Here is a 16,678-nt window from a genome sequence, read left to right on the forward strand (position 1 = left end):
ATGCGAATTCTCTTCAGTCAATCCTATTTTCGCATTTTCGATCCCAAAGAGATGCAACGGCAAATGCCGTATCCTCCGCTTGGTACTTTGATAGCGGCGACGCTGGCACGTAACCAGGGACATAATGTTCAATGCGTCGATGGAATGATGGCGTCTTCATTAGAAGCTTTTGACCGAAGCGTTGAAGAATTTCGCCCGGAGCTTGTGGTCATCTATGATGATGAATTCAATTATCTCACGAAAATGTGCTTATCAAACATGCGGCATGCGGCATTTCACATGATCCGGAAGGCTAAATCCCTGAAAGTGCCCGTCATTGTTTACAGTTCGGACGCAACCGATCATACTCCTATCTACTTGTTCGAAGGAAGCCATGCAATTATTGTTGGAGAAGGTGAAAATACTTTGATGGAAACGGTTGCAGCTTTTTCGAATGAGTGTTTTGAAACAGCCAAACATTCCATCAACGGTTTGAAATTTTTAGATAGCGGACAATTGCATGCAACGCCTAAGCGAGAATGGATCGATGACCTGGATTCACTCCCCGATCCTGATCTGACCATGATCGATATCGCAGCCTATCACAAGCTCTGGCTGAAATATCACGGCTATTTTTCATTAAACATTTCGACAACTCGCGGTTGTCCCTACCACTGCAATTGGTGCGCTAAGCCAATCTACGGTCAGATCTATCACACTCAATCGCCTGCCAAAACCGTACAACAATTGCTCAAGTTAAAAAATAATTATCATGCGGATCACGTGTGGATTACCGATGATATTTTTGGATTGAAACCAGGATGGCTCGAATTATTTGAATCCGAATGCAAAAAGCAAAATATTGTAGTCCCCTATAAATGCCTCACCAGAGCTGACTTGCTCCTAAAAACTAATACTATTAATCATTTGAAAAACTCCGGCTGCCGAACGATTTGGATTGGCGCTGAATCCGGTTCACAAAAAATTCTGGATGCTATGGAAAAAGGTACACGGATAGAGCAGATTTACGAAGCAACGGATAAAGTACAAAAAGCCGGAATAGAAGTGGCTTTTTTCATTCAATTCGGCTACACCGGTGAAACATGGCCTGATATTCAACTGACCCGTAAAATGATCCGTGAATGTTTACCTGCTGAAATTGGCATTTCCGTATCGTATCCGTTGCCGGGAACGAAGTTTTATGAACGTGTCCGCGATCAACTCAGGCACAAGAGCAATTGGACAGATTCTGACGACCTTGACCTAATGTTCAATAACACCTACGAGAAAGCTTTTTATAAAATTCTTCACCGGTTTGTACACGCAGAATACAGGCTGCATCGCATTATTAAGCAGAGGCAATGGAAAAAAATGCCCAGAGCAGTTTATCATTTTTTACGATTTTGCTTTTTTAAAATTCGTCTAATCCCTTACTATAAACATGCCTGACCCATCGATTGCAAATTTAGAGATCGATTTTAAAACTGTCGCGGATGCTTTCACACGTCAATCGACCTATTTTGATGATTATGAAGTCCATAATCCCATTTTGCAATGGATGCGTAAGCAGGTATGGCAACATGTTGAATCATTTTTGAAACCGAACTCGCGAATCCTGGAACTCAACGCCGGTACTGGCATCGACGCCGTTCATTTTGCGCAACTGGGACATGTTGTTCATGCAACGGATATTTCCGAAGGGATGCTTCTGCAGCTAAGAAACAAAGTTCAACAGTATCAATTAGAAAAACAAATAACGTTCCAGCAGTGCTCATTTACTGAACTTGATCAGATATCTCAACAGCCGTTTGATTATATTTTTTCAAATTTCGGCGGACTAAATTGCATCGATGATCTCAAAGTTGTTACTCAACATTTGCCAAGGCTTTTAAGAACCGGTGGAATGGTGACCTGGGTCATCCTTCCCCGGATTTGTCCATGGGAAATGATGATGGTATTAAAAAATCATTTAAAATTGGCCACGCGAAGATTCAAAAAAGGCGGCAGTTCAGCACATATTGAAGGCTTATACTTCAAATGTTTTTATCATTCACCGGCATCGGTTGTGCAAGCTTTCGGAAGAAACTTCGAATTAATCAAACTTCAAGGCTTAGCATCGTTGAGCCCACCGCCTTATTTAGACGATTTTGCCAAAAAATTTCCACGCGCCTATCGTTTGTTAACTTTATTAGATGAAAAAACATCTGCCTATTTTCCATTTAACCACTGTGCCGATCATTATATTTTAACAGTACATATTGCAACTAAATCAACAGTTCAATGATCAAAAAATTCTTTTTTGTGATAATGGCTATCGTGTTATCGTTGACCCTTATTGAGATAGTCCTTCAGGCACTTGTAGTTATAAAACATGGTTGGGAGAATGGGCCGATAAACCCAAGAATTTATTTATCTCCTTACAAGGATAAAAGCTGGGCAAAATCTATGTTTAACGAAATTCGCGAAACAGAACTAGAATATCAGCCATATTTGGATTCACGCACCCGACCATTTCATGGTCAAAATATTAATATAGACAGCCTCGGTTTCAGAAAAACATGGAATGAATCTTTATTTGAGGATACTTTATTGATTTTCGGAGGTTCAACTATTTGGGGATACGGTGCGCGTGATTCAAAAACAATTCCTTCTCTACTCTCCCAAAAAATAGTAACAAAGGGATTCAAAATCACTACTCTTAATTGTGGTGAACAAAGCTATAATTTTACACAAGAAATAATAAGACTTATTTTTTTATTACGCGATGGGTACCGTCCAAAATATGTAATATTTTATGATGGGGCTAACGATGTTTTTCTCACTTATTATTATAATCAACCGGGCAAAACCGCTTTTACTCATCATTTTCAGGATTGGATTGATTTCAGAAAAAGGTCGTTTTTTTCTCAAATAGGCTTTATATCCTGGGAGTGGATTACTATGCACAGTAAAATATATAAAGGCATCTCTCTATTGCTAAATTTAGACGTTATCAAAAAAGATTCTTCTCCGTTTGACAGCATACAATTAACTGCGCTTGCACTATCTTATAAAGATTATTACAAAAAAAATTTCTTATTTCTCCAGCAACTATCGAAAGTTTATCAATTCAAATTGATTTGCTTTTGGCAACCTGTAATTCAAACAAAAAAGACTCTTACTGATGAAGAAAGATTGGTTAAACAACCTGTTATGGACGATCCAGATGGCCAATTGTATCCAATGATTAATCAATTGATGACAACTGATTCTTCGCTTCATTTTTATAACATTAGTAATATATTTGACGAAAACCCTACAACCGTTTTTATTGACAATATCCATATCACCGAGGAGGGCAATCAAATAGTTGCCGATAAAATTTTTGAAATAATCTATCCAATTTTAAATAAAAATATTCACTACTAATGAAGCCACCAACTCATACCCTCAATTACTGGCTTTTGAAAAATCTTGATATCAGTAATTCGGATTTATTTAAAATATTCGGTTTGCTTTCATTTGTATCGATAGGCCATTTAAGTTATCCATGGTTATTAAAAATAATGGCTGATCGGTATTCAGTTGATTTTTATGTTGGTGTTTCCATTAATGTCTTGATCGCATCAATGATTATATTGTTCTTTCTTTCTTCTGTATGCACACATTATTCGGAAAAACAATTATTTTTATGGGGAAATACACTCAGAAATTCAATCAGAATTCAGCTCTATCATACATTATTGAACAATTCTGTTAATTTTATTCGTCAGCAAAAAATAGGTGAGTTATCTGCTCGATGCAGTGAGGACTTAAGTCGAATTCAGTTGATTATCCCAGACATCATCGCCCCATTATACAGAAATGTTTTATTTGGTTCCGGATGTATCGTGTTTATGATCACATTAAATGTCAAGGCAACGCTAACCGTTATATCATTCTCAGTTTTTATTTTGCCCTTGCTCTTTTTTCTAGCAAAACGCAATCAATTATTTGCGGCAAAAACACAGGACGACCATGCTGAAGCCAATGCGCTATTTGAAGAAACGTTGGTAGGGCTCCGAGAAGTCAAGGCGTTTGTCAGAGAAGATTTTGAGCTAAAACGATTTCAAAATTATCAATTTAAAGCACACACACATGAAACACATTCTTTCAATTATACAGCCTTGTTTAACCAAATAATTTACTTATGTGTAACAGGATTATTACTATCCGTTTTTTATTTTACTTATCATGGAACGTTGTTTTCTTCAACTGGCGAAAGTATTGCTTTTTATATGTATTCCTATACTCTCGCAATGAGCGTGCTATCCTCGGCTAAATTGTTTTTTAATTTTAAAAAAATTGCCGCTCCAATTGAAAGAATTAAAAGATTGATCGATGATGTACCGCAGAAAATCACATCGAATAAAATTGAAAAGGAACTACTTGGAGCAATTCAGTTTGAAAACGTCAACTTTGGGTATAATAATAGACCTATAATAAAAAATCTTTCGGCTAATATTGATATAGGTGATTGTCTAATAATCAAGGGACCATCTGGCAGTGGGAAATCAACCATTGCCAACTTATTAATGGGTTTTTATTACCCACAGGAGGGGGCAATCATTTTCGATGATGTTTCATTACTGAATTGGGATTTATCGCGTCTGAGAGCACAAATAGGCTATGTAGGACAAGATCCTTATCTGTTTCGTGGTACATTAAGAGACAATATTTGTTTTGCAATCAAGCCTGTTTCAAAGCTTCGTCTTGAAGAAACGATCTTCAACTGTTGTTTGGAAGAGATGATTTCGCAAATGCCTGAAGGATTAGAAACTGGCATTAATGAAAGAGGACTGAACTTAAGCGGTGGACAAAGAGCGCGGATTGCAATTGCCAGAGCTATTTTACATGACCCTCCGGTGCTTATTTTAGACGAAGCCAACAGCATGTTGGAAGATGGTCTCGAGAGTCGATTATGGAAGAACATATTTATTGATCGGAAACAAAAAACAACTATTGTTATCAGTCACCATACTGAATGTATTTCTTCATTTAAAAACACTAAGCTTATAGATTTAAATGTATCAGTCACAGTTTGAAGAATCTCAGTCCATCAATTCCTGGAATCGACAATCAGATCCAAAGCGCATTCTAATTATTCGCTTTCATGCTATTGGCGACGTTGCCATCACTTTCCCTTCATGTGCTGGCTTATCTACATTATTTCCGAATTGCGAAATCGATTTTTTGACTACAGAATCCTGCCGTACTTTAGTCGAAGTGCCATGTATGTTTACTCGCATTCATATTATCCCTGACATCCATCATAGTACGATTAAACTATGGCAAACATTGTTTCAAATCCAAAAGTTACAAAAATATTCTTATGATATTGTTATTGATTTACAAAGGAACCGGTACTCACGCCTTATGCGTCGATATTTAAATCCCACCGCATGGGGGGAATTCGACAGGTTTTCACCAATTCCAGCCGGACTTCGCACTTTGTATACTTTTAGAAAAACTGGCCTGGCTGTCAACTTGGAGTTCTGCTGTCCTATCAAACCTGAAATAAAAACTAAAGCAACTCAAATCCTTTTTCAAAATGGATGGAATGGTACAGATTTATTAATCGTTATTAATCCTGCCGGCCTATGGAAAACGAGAAATTGGCCGATAGAAAATTACGTGGAATTTATGCGATTGTTAGAATCTTCTTTTCCGGTTACATTTTTATTTCTCGGAACTGAGCGAATAAAAAATAAAGTCGAATTTTTATCAAGCAATACCTCCTTCCGATCAATTAATTTATTGACTAAAACGTCAATAGGAATGGCCTTCGCCATCCTTCAAGAAACTTCGGCAATGATCAGTGAAGATTCCGGATTAATGCACATGGCATGGATATCTGGAATTCCCACAATTGCACTTTTCGGTTCGAGCCGCCACGACTGGTCTACGCCTCTTGGGGCGCATTCGGTATGCTTACATTCCGGAGATTTAAAATGCGGATCGTGTATGCAACCGGAGTGCTCTCTCGGTGATATTCAGTGTTTAAAACGCCGCTCTCCTGAAATAGTATTTAAAATCTTTTGTGAATTAACTAAAGCAAGAACCAACAAGGTATGACCAAAAAAAAATTAAATATTCTTTATTTGGTTCCAGGCTTTTCAAGTAGCGAATCTGTAACAAACTTCCTTCCATATTTGGAAGTTTATATAAAACATATGGCCATGCAACATTCGCATAATCGGTATTGTATACTTTCCTTCCACTATCCTTATCCATCTGGCATTTATTTGTGGAACAATCTTAAAGTGTATTCGGCAGGTGGACGACAACGGAAACATATTTTTCGTATTCTGACATGGCTTCATGTTTTCTTTCTATTTTTCAAAATCCATTCAGAAGAAAAGGTCGATATTATACACAGCTTTTGGTTAACTGAGTGCACATTGATTGGCCAATATTTGTCCAATTTATTTGATATAAAACAAATTGCTTCTATAATGGGACAAGATGTTTTGGAAAATAACCGTTATTTACGGCTTTTGAATTTCAAAAATACGATGCTAACAGCTTGTTCTGATTTTGCGGCATCAAAATTCTCATTTACCAGACAAAAAAAAACAGATGCGGTCATACCATGGGGACTTGACCAAGGCTTATTTGAGTCTTATAGAAATGATCAACCACGGCAAATTGATATTATAGGCATAGGCGCGTTGAGCACGGTTAAGAATTTCACCTTATTTATTGATATTTTGCATGAAATCACAAAAGAGCATCGCCATCTTAAAGCCGTAATCATCGGTGAAGGTCATCAGCGCCCGCTCCTTGAAAAAAGGATAAGCGATCTTAAGCTTGAAGATACGATTTATTTGACTGGCCTTTTGTCCAGAACCAAAGTGATCGAATATTTGTTTCAAAGTAAAATCCTTTTACATACGGCACAATTTGAAGGGATGGGATATGCGATAGCCGAAGCCTTGCATGCTGGCTTAAATGTTATATCATTTGAAGTCGGACACAATTACCGAACCAGTAAGGCTGTCCGATGCCGTTCCGTTCCAGAAATTATTGATCAGCTGAAACGCTTGCTTGAAAGCCGTCTTGACTTCAATCCTGTTTCGACCTGTTCTGTTACAGATACCGTGACATCGTTTGAAAAAATCTATCAACAATTAAGTCAGTAGCCATTTATTATGTTTTCGAAATTTAAAATAGAGAGAGTTGACTCGCAGACAGGCTTTGATTTATTAGCACAAACCTATGATACCACATTAAATCCTGTTAGAGATTTATCCAATGAGATAGTAAAAAACTGGATGACGGATTTATATGGTAAACGATTGTTAGATTTAGGCTGTGGTACCGGCTACTTTTGTGAAATAGCCGAAAAAAAAGGCGCTCAAACAGTAATTGGCATTGACCATTCGGAAAAAATGATCTCTATCGCTCAAAAAAAACTTAAAACAACACAACTTATTTGTCAAAATTTAGAAACTACCCAATGGCCCGATCTAAAATTTGACTTAATCGTGTCAGCATTGGTTGTGGGATATATTTCAAATCTGAAAGACTTCTTTTCGAAGATTGCGCGAGTTTTAGAGAAAAAAGGCGTCTTTCTAATAACAGACTTTCATCCTTTCCAGATTCTTACCGGAGCTGAAAGATCTTTTTTGACACAATCAAAGAATCGAATCGAGATTCATCATTTTTTACATATGATCGAAGACTATATCTCTGCCTGCAACACTAATAATTTCTATATCGCCGACATGAAAGAACTATTGTGGCAACAACAGCCTCTTGTTTTAGCACTACAACTGAAAAAATTATGAAATTATTGTTAAAAAATCTCAGTTGGTTTAGCGAGAATATTGAAAGAGACGGCGATATACGAATTGATAGAGGTTATATTACTGAAATTGGTAAGGGTTTAATTTCTAAAAAACGTGAAAATACAATCGATTATAGCGGACATTTCGTGTATCCGGGTCTTATCAATGCCCATGATCACTTTGAATTTAACCTATATCCGATTCTTGGAACGCCTCCATATTCTAACTATGCTGAATGGTCAAAAGATATTCACAAAAAGAATGAGAGAACTATTCAAGCGATTCAATCTGTTCCCCTATACGATCGCTTAGTATGGAGCGCAATAAAAAATATAATTTCAGGTGTGACTTGTGTAATTCACCATAATCCGTATTACAAGCATTTTCATAAGCAGTGGCCAAATACATTTCCTATCCGAGTTTTAAAAAATTACGCATGGCAACATTCATTGAACCTTCCTGAGCAAACCGGCTCTACTTTTAGTGCTAAAAAACCTTTCATAATCCATGCCGCTGAAGGTACTGACAAATTCTGCCGTGATGAAATCTATCTCCTTGAATCGAGAGGTTGGCTGAAATCTAATACGGTTATAGTTCACGGCATTGCGCTAACTGATTCGCAAATTGACTTGATAAGCCAACGGAACGCAAGTTTAATTTGGTGTCCATCATCAAATCTCAATATATATAAACAAACAGCCCCTATTATTTATATGAAAGATAAAATTAAAATTGCTTTAGGAACAGATTCAACTTTAACCGGTTCCCCAACATTACTGGATGAAATGAAAATAGCTCTAAATACTGGCTTGACCAGTGAAAAAGAACTCTTCGATATGGTAACACGTAATTGTATTCAAATTTTTCCTTCAATCATATTTAATGAAATGCACTGCGGTTCTCCTGCAGATTTATTTATTTTACCGGAAACATCCTCCTCTTACTATGCTAATTTAATGACTGCAAATCCATCGAATATTCAGCTCGTACTTATTGGCGGTAATCCATGCTTAATTGACGATACGTGCATTTCACAATTTAACAAGGATGGCCCTAATGCTCTAATTTGGGGAAAAGCAAAATGGATGTCGGTTGATTTGCAAAGTTTAAAAAAGCGAATATCTAAAATTGTATCCGATTCGATTTTAAATCAAACCAATTTATGGCCGAAGATACAAGCATTGACAGTATGAAAGTTAGTATTGTAATCCCTACACGAAATCGCTTGCAAAACCTGAAACGGCTTCTCCAGTCACTCTCATCGCAAACTAATATTCACGAAGTAATTGTTGTTGATGCGAGTGACATAAAACTATCTCCGTCTGATATCGATGGTTTTCACCTTCCCATATGTATTTGTTACACGCAACCTTCTGTCTGCCATCAGCGTAATTTTGGCATTCAACGTTCCAAATCCGAATGGATACTACTTTGCGATGACGACATTGAATTGCCTAAGGATTATTTACAAAGATTATCAATCTATGCATTAAAGAATAAAGAAGCTGTCCTCATCACAGGTTTGTTTTTGGAAAAAAACATTCATAATGAATGGAGTTACGAATATCCGGTTTCTTTCAAAGGATTAATTTGGAATTTTATCTTTCAACTTCCATTATGGACAAATTTAAATAATATCCCGAAAGGATTTATCAAAAACTTTTATACAAAACGGAGAAACACTTTCACTCTAGCCGGATGGCCATTAGTAACGGATTTTCAATACCCGTCATTTAAAACATCCATCTATAGTTTAGGCGCCGCGTTAGTGCAACGAAAAATTCTTTTACAGATTCCTTTTGACGAAATTTTGGATTCCAATGGAATCGGTGATAATTATGGCGTCGCTATTCAAATACCTCAAGAGCAGCCATTTCATATTTTAATGAATACCTATGTCTACCATCACAAAAGCCCGATTAACCGTTTGAATCGTCATATCTCTTATGGCCGAAGAATTTTGGCGCTGGATTATTTTATGCGAAAAAGTGGCCGTTTTTCTTATTTAAATTTTATGTTCTTACTATGGTCGATCGTTGGGAATTTTGTGAGACAAACTTTAACGTGGCAATGGAATTTAGCTTTTACAAGCGGAAAAATTTTCTTTCTTCTTCTCCTTAACAGAAATTCATACCGCATCCGTATAAAGACAGTAAATAAATAGTTGACCAGCAGCCTATGCTATCAAAAATCTCGAGTACATTTCTGCGTATTGTCAAACCAACAAATGATCGAATTGTTTCCCTTCCCATTGTCGTTCTTATGCCACATAGCGCCTGCAATTGCCGATGCGTGATGTGTGACATCTGGAAAAATAATATTAATAAGTACGAGCTCGATACCGATCGTATTGGAAAAATTGTTAACGATTTAAAAAAATTACGTACTCGTTTGGTTGTATTGTCCGGAGGTGAGGCTTTGCTTCATCCTAAAATATTCGATTTTTGTACAATCATCCGTAATGCCAGAATAAAAATCAGCTTGTTGTCCACCGGACTGCTCTTGGAGAGATTCTGTAATCAAATTATTACACATACCGATGATGTTATTATTTCTCTTGATGGCTCGGAAACTGTTCACAATCTCATTCGCCGTATTCCCGACGCTTTTCTTAAACTCAAAACGGGTGTCCAAAGTATTAAACAATTAAAACCTCATTTTCGCATTACCGGACGATGCGTTATCCAAAAGAAGAACTTTAGAGATATTGAGAACATTATTGTGTCGGCGAAAAACATGGGCTTAGATCAAATTAGCTTTCTAGCCGCCGATACTTTTACATCGGCTTTCAATCACGATACCACAAGATTGCATATAAATGAAATTACCATTGACAAAAACGAATTACCTGAATTCCATCAAATCCTTAAAGATCTTTTTGTCAAATTCAAAATAGATTTTCAAAGCAAGTTTATTGTCGAATCCCCGAGTAAAATGATGCACATTTATCATCATTACGCTGCCGCCAATGATATCGGCAATTTTGAAGCACCCAGATGTAATGCACCATGGGTTTCGGCTGTCATTGAAGCGGACGGAAATGTACGGCCGTGTTTTTTTCACACCTCTTACGACACACTGTCCTCCGGAACGATTGAATCAATTATAAATGCCCCACAAGCCGTTCAGTTTAGAAAAAATTTAGACGTTAAGAAAAATGATATTTGCCGGCATTGTGTATGCTCATTGTATTTCAAACACCGTCTATTTTAAGTCGTTGTGTCTTGCTTTTATTACAATCGTTTTCTATATTAATAACGTTACAATCCTACCCATCCATGTTAAAATAAATCAGAATGAACTATCCGCACACTTTGCAGTTTCCTCATTCTTTTATTACAAATGAACAACGTTTTTATTCTTATCATCAATACTTAAAATCCCGTTTCGGCCATCGGATACATAAAATAACCGTAGACGGCGGGTTTACTTGCCCCAATCGCGACGGCACCGTGGCTTTTGGCGGCTGTACTTATTGCAATAATGAAGGCTTCAGTCCCGCTTCAAATACGTACCGCCCAAAAATTTATCTGAAGCCGTCTACAGGAATTCGGGATCAAATTGACAATAGCTTGCCGCAGATGCGTCGGCGATTTAAAATCGATAAATTCTTTGTCTATTTTCAGGCTTACAGCAATACGTACGCACCGGTCGAACAGTTGAAAAAAATGTATGATGAAGCTTTGAGTCATCCTGATATTATCGGCCTCGTTATAGGCACTCGTCCAGATTGTATTGATCCGGAAAAATTAGACCTGTTAGAATCGTATACTCATAACTATTATATCAGCATTGAATACGGGTGTGAGTCGATTTACGATCGCACGTTGGAATGGGTCAACCGCGCCCATACATATCAATGTTTTGTCGATGCCGTTCAGGCCACAGCCGATCGAGACATCGACGTGTGCGGACATATTATCCTCGGTTTTCCGACCGAGTCTCGCGATGAAATGGTAGCGATGGCCGATGCATTATCGATATTACCGCTGAAATTTATTAAAATTCACAACCTGCACATCGTTGATGGCACCGCACTCGCTCACACCTATAAAACTCACCCCTTTCATGTTTTTGAATTCGATGAATATCTCGAATTAGTTACGGATTTTGTTGAACGACTTTCTCCATCCATTGCGATCGAAAGATTGTACGGCGATGCGCCTCAAGGAATGATGATCGCGCCTACATGGATGACCACCGGTTCCGATATGGCAAAAGCCGTTAATCAAAAATTGATCGAACGTAATACCTATCAAGGTATTCTCTCTGTAAACAGGTTCATGGATACCAATATCAAAAAAACAGAAACGGTTAATTCGCAATAGGAGGCCCGCATGCTTACTCAGAAAGCTATCGAGCGGCTGTCCAAATTAGGCAGCAAAGATTTTTTTATTACCAGCCTTTATCTTAATGTTGACCGTAATGCTAAAACCAACGATTACAAAATTGTCCTGAAAGACCTTCTGAAAGAAAAACGTCAACGGTTAGAATCCGTAAAAATCGAACGTAAATTAACCCGCGAACAGGCGCAATCCATCGAAAACGATTTTGCAAAGCTTGAACAGTTTATTAATTCCGGATACATTCATAAGGATAATCATAAAGGTTTAGTCATTTTCTGCTCTACGGCCAATAATTTCTGGGAGATGTTTGAATTGCCTCAGCCCGTAGCGGATTATTTAAATGTCGATATCGATCCGTATGTGAGACCTTTGAGCGAACTGGTGTGCGATCACCGCAGCTATGCGATTCTGCTGATTGATAGCGCAAAAGCTAAAATGTTTGACGTGCATCTTGGCTTCGTTAAAGAGCAATTTAATATTCAAAATGACGTACAACCCAAAATCAAATACGGCGGTATCGACGGAATGGATGAGCGTAAAGTCGACCGTGCTCATGACGAAATGGTCAACAAACATTTCAAGCATGTTGCGGGCGAAGCTGAAAAACTTATAGGCACCGGCGATATAACGTGGTTAGTCGTGGGAGGACGCCAGAACATGATCAATCAATTTGAATCTTTATTGAGCGGTCCGTCGCGTAAAAAAATTATCGGACACATCGTCGTTGAACCTGAAGCGCCGTTGACCGATGTCTTATACAAAGCCGAAGAAGTTGCCAAACAAGCTGAAAAAAAATATGAAACGGAATTGATTGAAAAACTGCGCGCTGAAGCTCATGGAACCGGCGGCAAGGGAATTTTTGGCCTGCAACCCACCTTGCAATCGCTCCGTCGCGGTGGCGTCAATACACTTGTCGTAGCCAAAGGCTACACGGCGCCGGGATTTGTATGCCATAAATGTTTTTTTATCGGAGTACCTGAAGAAAAAGGCGCCAAGAACACTTGCCCCATCTGCTCCGGCGATGCCCATGACGTCCATGACGTCATTGATGAAGCGATTACGTTCGCATTCATGCAAGGATGTCGGGTTGAAAATACAGCCGAGAATTCGCGCCTTAAGATTATGGGTAACATCGGAGCGATCCTCCGATATTGATTTTCATCAATTGAAACTGACTCTAAACCATTCCATTCATACTAAGGGAAGGAGAACCTTATGAGGTTGTTTGCCGTACTATGTTTTGGTCTTATGATTTCGAAGGGTTACGCACAATCCCATACGGATTTGTTTGCCAAAGTTCAAACTATATTCAACAATCGCTGCGTGAGTTGTCACGGCTCTGATGAACCTACTGGCGGCATGTCGCTTGAGGCCGGAGTCAGTTATAAAAATATCGTTAATGTGCCGAGCAATGAAAATGGCCAACTCCGCCGCATCGCACCGAATGCACCAACGGACAGCTATCTCTTCAGAAAAATATTACAAGAACGCGATCACTGGCCCTATGCCGAAGACGGAATGCCGCTCGATGCCGACAAACTGTCAACCAATGAAATTAATACCATCAAAGAATGGATCAATTCATTCCCTCAAGATGTTTGGGGCAATTCTAAAGATGTGACAATTGCTGATAATAATAATTCCACTCTTGAAAAAGAATCCTTTCTGGCCACTCAATTGATTAATCTGCCCACGACCAGAACTCTCGGACAAAAAACCGCCGAATTTCGCATTCTTCACCGTTTCGGTTTGATCAATGGCGGTGGCAGTAATACGTTCGGATCTTTTTTTGGATTGGATAACGGCGCTTTTACCAGCATCAACCTTAGTCTGGCATTACGTAATGATTTGGACATCCTGGTTCGCAGAACCGGCCCGTTCAAAGATATTGAAGTAGCGGCCAAATACGTCCCGGTTAAACAACGACCGGAAATGCCTGTGTCATTTGGTCTATATGCCGGATTTGACTGGCTTAGTCGGAAAGACACCGGAAAAAATCGCTTCGCTCCAAATATTCAGATCCTCGTAAGCTCTCAAATCAACAACGATTTTTCTGTTTTAGTTGTTCCGACATTTGCATTCAAGAGTAACCACAATGAAGTTGTAATCAAAAACGGAAACGAATATACTGACACGCGCTATACGATGGCCGTCGGGTTTGGCGCTCAATACCAATTCAAACCCAATGCAGCCGTCACAGGTGAATTCATCCCCCGTCTTGACGGTTACAAAGGGATTAAAGACTCGCAGGATCCCCGCTTCAATACATGGTCGCTCGGCTTAATGTACAAAATACGATTGCATGTTTTTCAAGTCTTAGTATCCAACACCCAATTCCTTCACACGACGCAATACACCGCCGGAAGCTCGGCTATTACGGAAAATAAATTATTTAAAGGCGGAGCCAATTTCCATTTTGGTTTCAATATCATCAGGCAATTCAAATGGTAAGGAACAGCATGAAAACATATTTATTACTTTTGGTAATAATGGCTTTGATCATAGTGCAAGGTTGTGGCGAACTGGAAGAAAAAAATCCCGAAGCGAATAGAGTTCCAACCGATGTTCAGGCGATTTTTACAACCTATTGCGCAAAAAGCGGATGTCATGCCGGCTCGTCTCCACAACAAGACATGAACTTATCAGAAGAAGTTGCATACCAGAATATTGTCAATGTCACCAGCATGGAGAATCCGTCGCTGAAGCGTATTAACCCCGGCAACGCCAACAATAGTTATCTCATTCGTAAAATCGAAGGCACCCAATCGGTTGGAGATCGTATGCCGCTTGATCAGGAAGGCCCTGATGGCGGTTACCTTAGTTCCACGCAGATTAATACCATCCGCACATGGATCGATAATGGCGCACTGCCACGTTAGAAATTGCAAAAAAAAGGGCGAGTTTTTCGCCCTTTTTGTTTTATCCAACCAACTCCCGCTTGCTTGTTAATCTATATGTGCTAAATTAATCGACTTCAATAATACATGGAGATGCCATGGCCGATATGCATTCGTTTGACATTGTTTCAAAAATCAACACGCAGGAACTCACCAATGCTGTTCAACAGGCTATCAAAGAAATTCAAACACGATATGATTTTAAAGGCACTAAAAGTTCTATCGAACAAGGCAAAGAAGAAATCGTAATTTTAGCCGATGATGATTTCAAAATGAAAGCTATTATAGATATTCTCCAAAATAAAATGATCAAACGCGGCGTACCCATCAAAGCATTGAAATATGGAAAGCAAGAAGAGGCTTCTGGAAGTATGGTCCGAATGACTATCAAGCTACAGCAGGGTATTGAGCAGGAAAATGCCAAAAAAATTGTCGCTCAAATCAAAGAAAGTAAATTAAAAGTCCAAGCGGCGATACAAGGCGATCAGGTTCGCGTCAGCGGCAAAAACATTGATGACCTTCAGACCATCATGAAAATGCTCAAGGAAAAAGAGCTCGACTTCGCCATGCAATTCGAAAATTATCGCTGATAACATAACCTATTATTACTCAAACGTGAAAGTTCTAGTTACAGGCGGTGCCGGGTATATTGGCTCTCATGCCTTACGGCGGTTGAAACAAGCCGGCCATCAAACGGTTGTTTTGGACAACCTTGTTTTCGGGCACGCTGAATTTGTTTCACCGGATGAATTGATTATCGGTGATCTGTCGGATTCGGCGTTGCTTCAAAAAACTTTCAAGGAAAACCAATTTGATGCGGTCATGCATTTCGCAGCATACGCCTATGTAGGTGAATCGGTTGAAAATCCTGCTAAATATTATCGCAATAATGTAGCGTCAACACTTCAGCTGCTCGAAACGATGGTTGCACACGGCATCAAACAATTTATTTTTTCTTCAACGTGCGCAACGTATGGTTTACCTAAATCCGTTCCGATTACTGAAGATCATCCGCAATCGCCAATCAACCCATACGGCATGACAAAATGGATGGTTGAAAAAATATTAAAAGACTTTGATCATGCCTATGGATTAAAATCCGTATGCTTACGCTATTTTAATGCAGCCGGCGCCGATCCTGATGGAGGTATTGGCGAAGATCATTCTCCGGAAACTCATTTGATCCCGCTCGTTTTCGATACAGCATTGGGACGTCGGCCATACATAACCGTCTTTGGAACTGATTACCCTACTCCGGACGGTACATGCATTCGCGACTATATTCACGTCACGGATCTTGCCGATGCGCATGTGCTGGCCTTGAAATATTTATGCGATCATGGCCGCAGCGAAGCATTTAATCTCGGTAACGGTCATGGCTTTTCAGTCAAAGAAGTTATCCAAGCTTCTGAAAAAATTGTCGGACATGATATCCCGGTAAAATTTGGAAACAGACGCGAAGGCGATCCTCCTGTTCTTATCGGCAGTGCCGATAAAGCAAAAACAATTTTAGGATGGCGTCCTCATTTCGCAGAATTATCTGTCATTATTGAAACTGCGTGGCATTGGCACCGTCTCCGATTTCAGAAAAATAATTGAACAGTAAATAATTTTTAAAGTTCTCGAAAGTAATTCTAATTTTTAACTT

The 16,678-nt window shown here is 38.9% G+C and carries 16 protein-coding genes; all 16 read left to right on the top strand.

Translation table 11 applies throughout. From position 1 onward, the window contains the following. The gene (locus tag K1X84_02900; GenBank protein ID MBX7150562.1) at positions 1-1,428 is read left to right on the top strand and encodes a B12-binding domain-containing radical SAM protein; all 1,428 of its coding nucleotides are present in this window, start codon (positions 1-3) and stop codon (positions 1,426-1,428) included. Beyond that, a complete protein-coding gene (locus K1X84_02905; protein ID MBX7150563.1) occupies positions 1,421-2,263 on the top strand; it encodes a class I SAM-dependent methyltransferase in 843 nt (280 codons plus the stop codon). The genes K1X84_02900 and K1X84_02905 overlap by 8 nt, the downstream gene beginning before the upstream one ends. After that, the gene (locus K1X84_02910) at positions 2,260-3,387 is read left to right on the top strand and encodes a hypothetical protein (GenBank protein MBX7150564.1); all 1,128 of its coding nucleotides are present in this window, start codon (positions 2,260-2,262) and stop codon (positions 3,385-3,387) included. The genes K1X84_02905 and K1X84_02910 overlap by 4 nt, the downstream gene beginning before the upstream one ends. Next, positions 3,387-5,042 carry an ABC transporter ATP-binding protein/permease gene (locus K1X84_02915; GenBank protein ID MBX7150565.1) on the top strand — a complete coding sequence of 552 codons (1,656 nt, stop codon included), beginning with the start codon at positions 3,387-3,389 and terminating at the stop codon, positions 5,040-5,042. The genes K1X84_02910 and K1X84_02915 overlap by 1 nt, the downstream gene beginning before the upstream one ends. Continuing rightward, on the top strand, positions 5,023-6,072 hold the full coding sequence (locus K1X84_02920) for a glycosyltransferase family 9 protein (GenBank protein ID MBX7150566.1): 1,050 nt from the start codon (positions 5,023-5,025) through the stop codon (positions 6,070-6,072). Before K1X84_02915 ends, K1X84_02920 begins: the two co-directional genes overlap by 20 nt. Further along, on the top strand, positions 6,069-7,139 hold the full coding sequence (locus K1X84_02925) for a glycosyltransferase (protein ID MBX7150567.1): 1,071 nt from the start codon (positions 6,069-6,071) through the stop codon (positions 7,137-7,139). The genes K1X84_02920 and K1X84_02925 overlap by 4 nt, the downstream gene beginning before the upstream one ends. Positions 7,140-7,148: 9 nt before the next feature. Then, complete coding sequence (locus K1X84_02930; GenBank protein ID MBX7150568.1) at positions 7,149-7,787, top strand: methyltransferase domain-containing protein; 639 nt, start codon at positions 7,149-7,151, stop codon at positions 7,785-7,787. Next, complete coding sequence (locus K1X84_02935; GenBank protein MBX7150569.1) at positions 7,739-8,980, top strand: amidohydrolase family protein; 1,242 nt, start codon at positions 7,739-7,741, stop codon at positions 8,978-8,980. Before K1X84_02930 ends, K1X84_02935 begins: the two co-directional genes overlap by 49 nt. Next, a complete protein-coding gene (locus K1X84_02940; GenBank protein ID MBX7150570.1) occupies positions 8,977-9,951 on the top strand; it encodes a glycosyltransferase family 2 protein in 975 nt (324 codons plus the stop codon). The genes K1X84_02935 and K1X84_02940 overlap by 4 nt, the downstream gene beginning before the upstream one ends. A gap of 14 nt (positions 9,952-9,965) precedes the next feature. Then, on the top strand, positions 9,966-11,000 hold the full coding sequence (locus K1X84_02945; protein ID MBX7150571.1) for a radical SAM protein: 1,035 nt from the start codon (positions 9,966-9,968) through the stop codon (positions 10,998-11,000). Between the two features lie 83 nt (positions 11,001-11,083). Continuing rightward, positions 11,084-12,115: a TIGR01212 family radical SAM protein gene (locus K1X84_02950; GenBank protein ID MBX7150572.1), complete on the top strand. Its 1,032-nt coding sequence runs from the start codon at positions 11,084-11,086 to the stop codon at positions 12,113-12,115. Positions 12,116-12,124: 9 nt separating this feature from the next. After that, the gene (locus K1X84_02955; protein MBX7150573.1) at positions 12,125-13,288 is read left to right on the top strand and encodes a hypothetical protein; all 1,164 of its coding nucleotides are present in this window, start codon (positions 12,125-12,127) and stop codon (positions 13,286-13,288) included. Between the two features lie 60 nt (positions 13,289-13,348). Further along, a complete protein-coding gene (locus K1X84_02960) occupies positions 13,349-14,584 on the top strand; it encodes a hypothetical protein (protein ID MBX7150574.1) in 1,236 nt (411 codons plus the stop codon). An 8-nt stretch (positions 14,585-14,592) separates the two neighbouring features. Beyond that, positions 14,593-15,012: a hypothetical protein gene (locus K1X84_02965; protein ID MBX7150575.1), complete on the top strand. Its 420-nt coding sequence runs from the start codon at positions 14,593-14,595 to the stop codon at positions 15,010-15,012. 125 nt (positions 15,013-15,137) lie between these two features. Continuing rightward, positions 15,138-15,620, top strand: coding sequence for a YajQ family cyclic di-GMP-binding protein (locus K1X84_02970; GenBank protein ID MBX7150576.1), 483 nt, complete (start codon positions 15,138-15,140; stop codon positions 15,618-15,620). Positions 15,621-15,645: 25 nt separating this feature from the next. Next, on the top strand, positions 15,646-16,629 hold the full coding sequence (gene galE, locus K1X84_02975) for a UDP-glucose 4-epimerase GalE (GenBank protein MBX7150577.1): 984 nt from the start codon (positions 15,646-15,648) through the stop codon (positions 16,627-16,629). The last annotated feature ends 49 nt before the right edge of the window (positions 16,630-16,678 follow it).

The organism is bacterium, assembly GCA_019695335.1.
In the GTDB taxonomy this organism is placed as follows: domain Bacteria; phylum CLD3; class CLD3; order SB21; family SB21; genus JABWBZ01.

Bases quoted from the DNA above. Each gene is read 5' to 3' on its own strand.
- K1X84_02900 (MBX7150562.1), top strand. From the start codon at position 1: ATGCGAATTCTCTTCAGTCAATCCTATTTTCGCATTTTCGATCCCAAA.
- K1X84_02905 (MBX7150563.1), top strand. From the start codon at position 1,421: ATGCCTGACCCATCGATTGCAAATTTAGAGATCGATTTTAAAACTGTC.
- K1X84_02910 (MBX7150564.1), top strand. From the start codon at position 2,260: ATGATCAAAAAATTCTTTTTTGTGATAATGGCTATCGTGTTATCGTTG.
- K1X84_02915 (MBX7150565.1), top strand. From the start codon at position 3,387: ATGAAGCCACCAACTCATACCCTCAATTACTGGCTTTTGAAAAATCTT.
- K1X84_02920 (MBX7150566.1), top strand. From the start codon at position 5,023: ATGTATCAGTCACAGTTTGAAGAATCTCAGTCCATCAATTCCTGGAAT.
- K1X84_02925 (MBX7150567.1), top strand. From the start codon at position 6,069: ATGACCAAAAAAAAATTAAATATTCTTTATTTGGTTCCAGGCTTTTCA.
- K1X84_02930 (MBX7150568.1), top strand. From the start codon at position 7,149: ATGTTTTCGAAATTTAAAATAGAGAGAGTTGACTCGCAGACAGGCTTT.
- K1X84_02940 (MBX7150570.1), top strand. From the start codon at position 8,977: ATGAAAGTTAGTATTGTAATCCCTACACGAAATCGCTTGCAAAACCTG.
- K1X84_02945 (MBX7150571.1), top strand. From the start codon at position 9,966: ATGCTATCAAAAATCTCGAGTACATTTCTGCGTATTGTCAAACCAACA.
- K1X84_02950 (MBX7150572.1), top strand. From the start codon at position 11,084: ATGAACTATCCGCACACTTTGCAGTTTCCTCATTCTTTTATTACAAAT.
- K1X84_02955 (MBX7150573.1), top strand. From the start codon at position 12,125: ATGCTTACTCAGAAAGCTATCGAGCGGCTGTCCAAATTAGGCAGCAAA.
- K1X84_02960 (MBX7150574.1), top strand. From the start codon at position 13,349: ATGAGGTTGTTTGCCGTACTATGTTTTGGTCTTATGATTTCGAAGGGT.
- K1X84_02965 (MBX7150575.1), top strand. From the start codon at position 14,593: ATGAAAACATATTTATTACTTTTGGTAATAATGGCTTTGATCATAGTG.
- K1X84_02970 (MBX7150576.1), top strand. From the start codon at position 15,138: ATGCATTCGTTTGACATTGTTTCAAAAATCAACACGCAGGAACTCACC.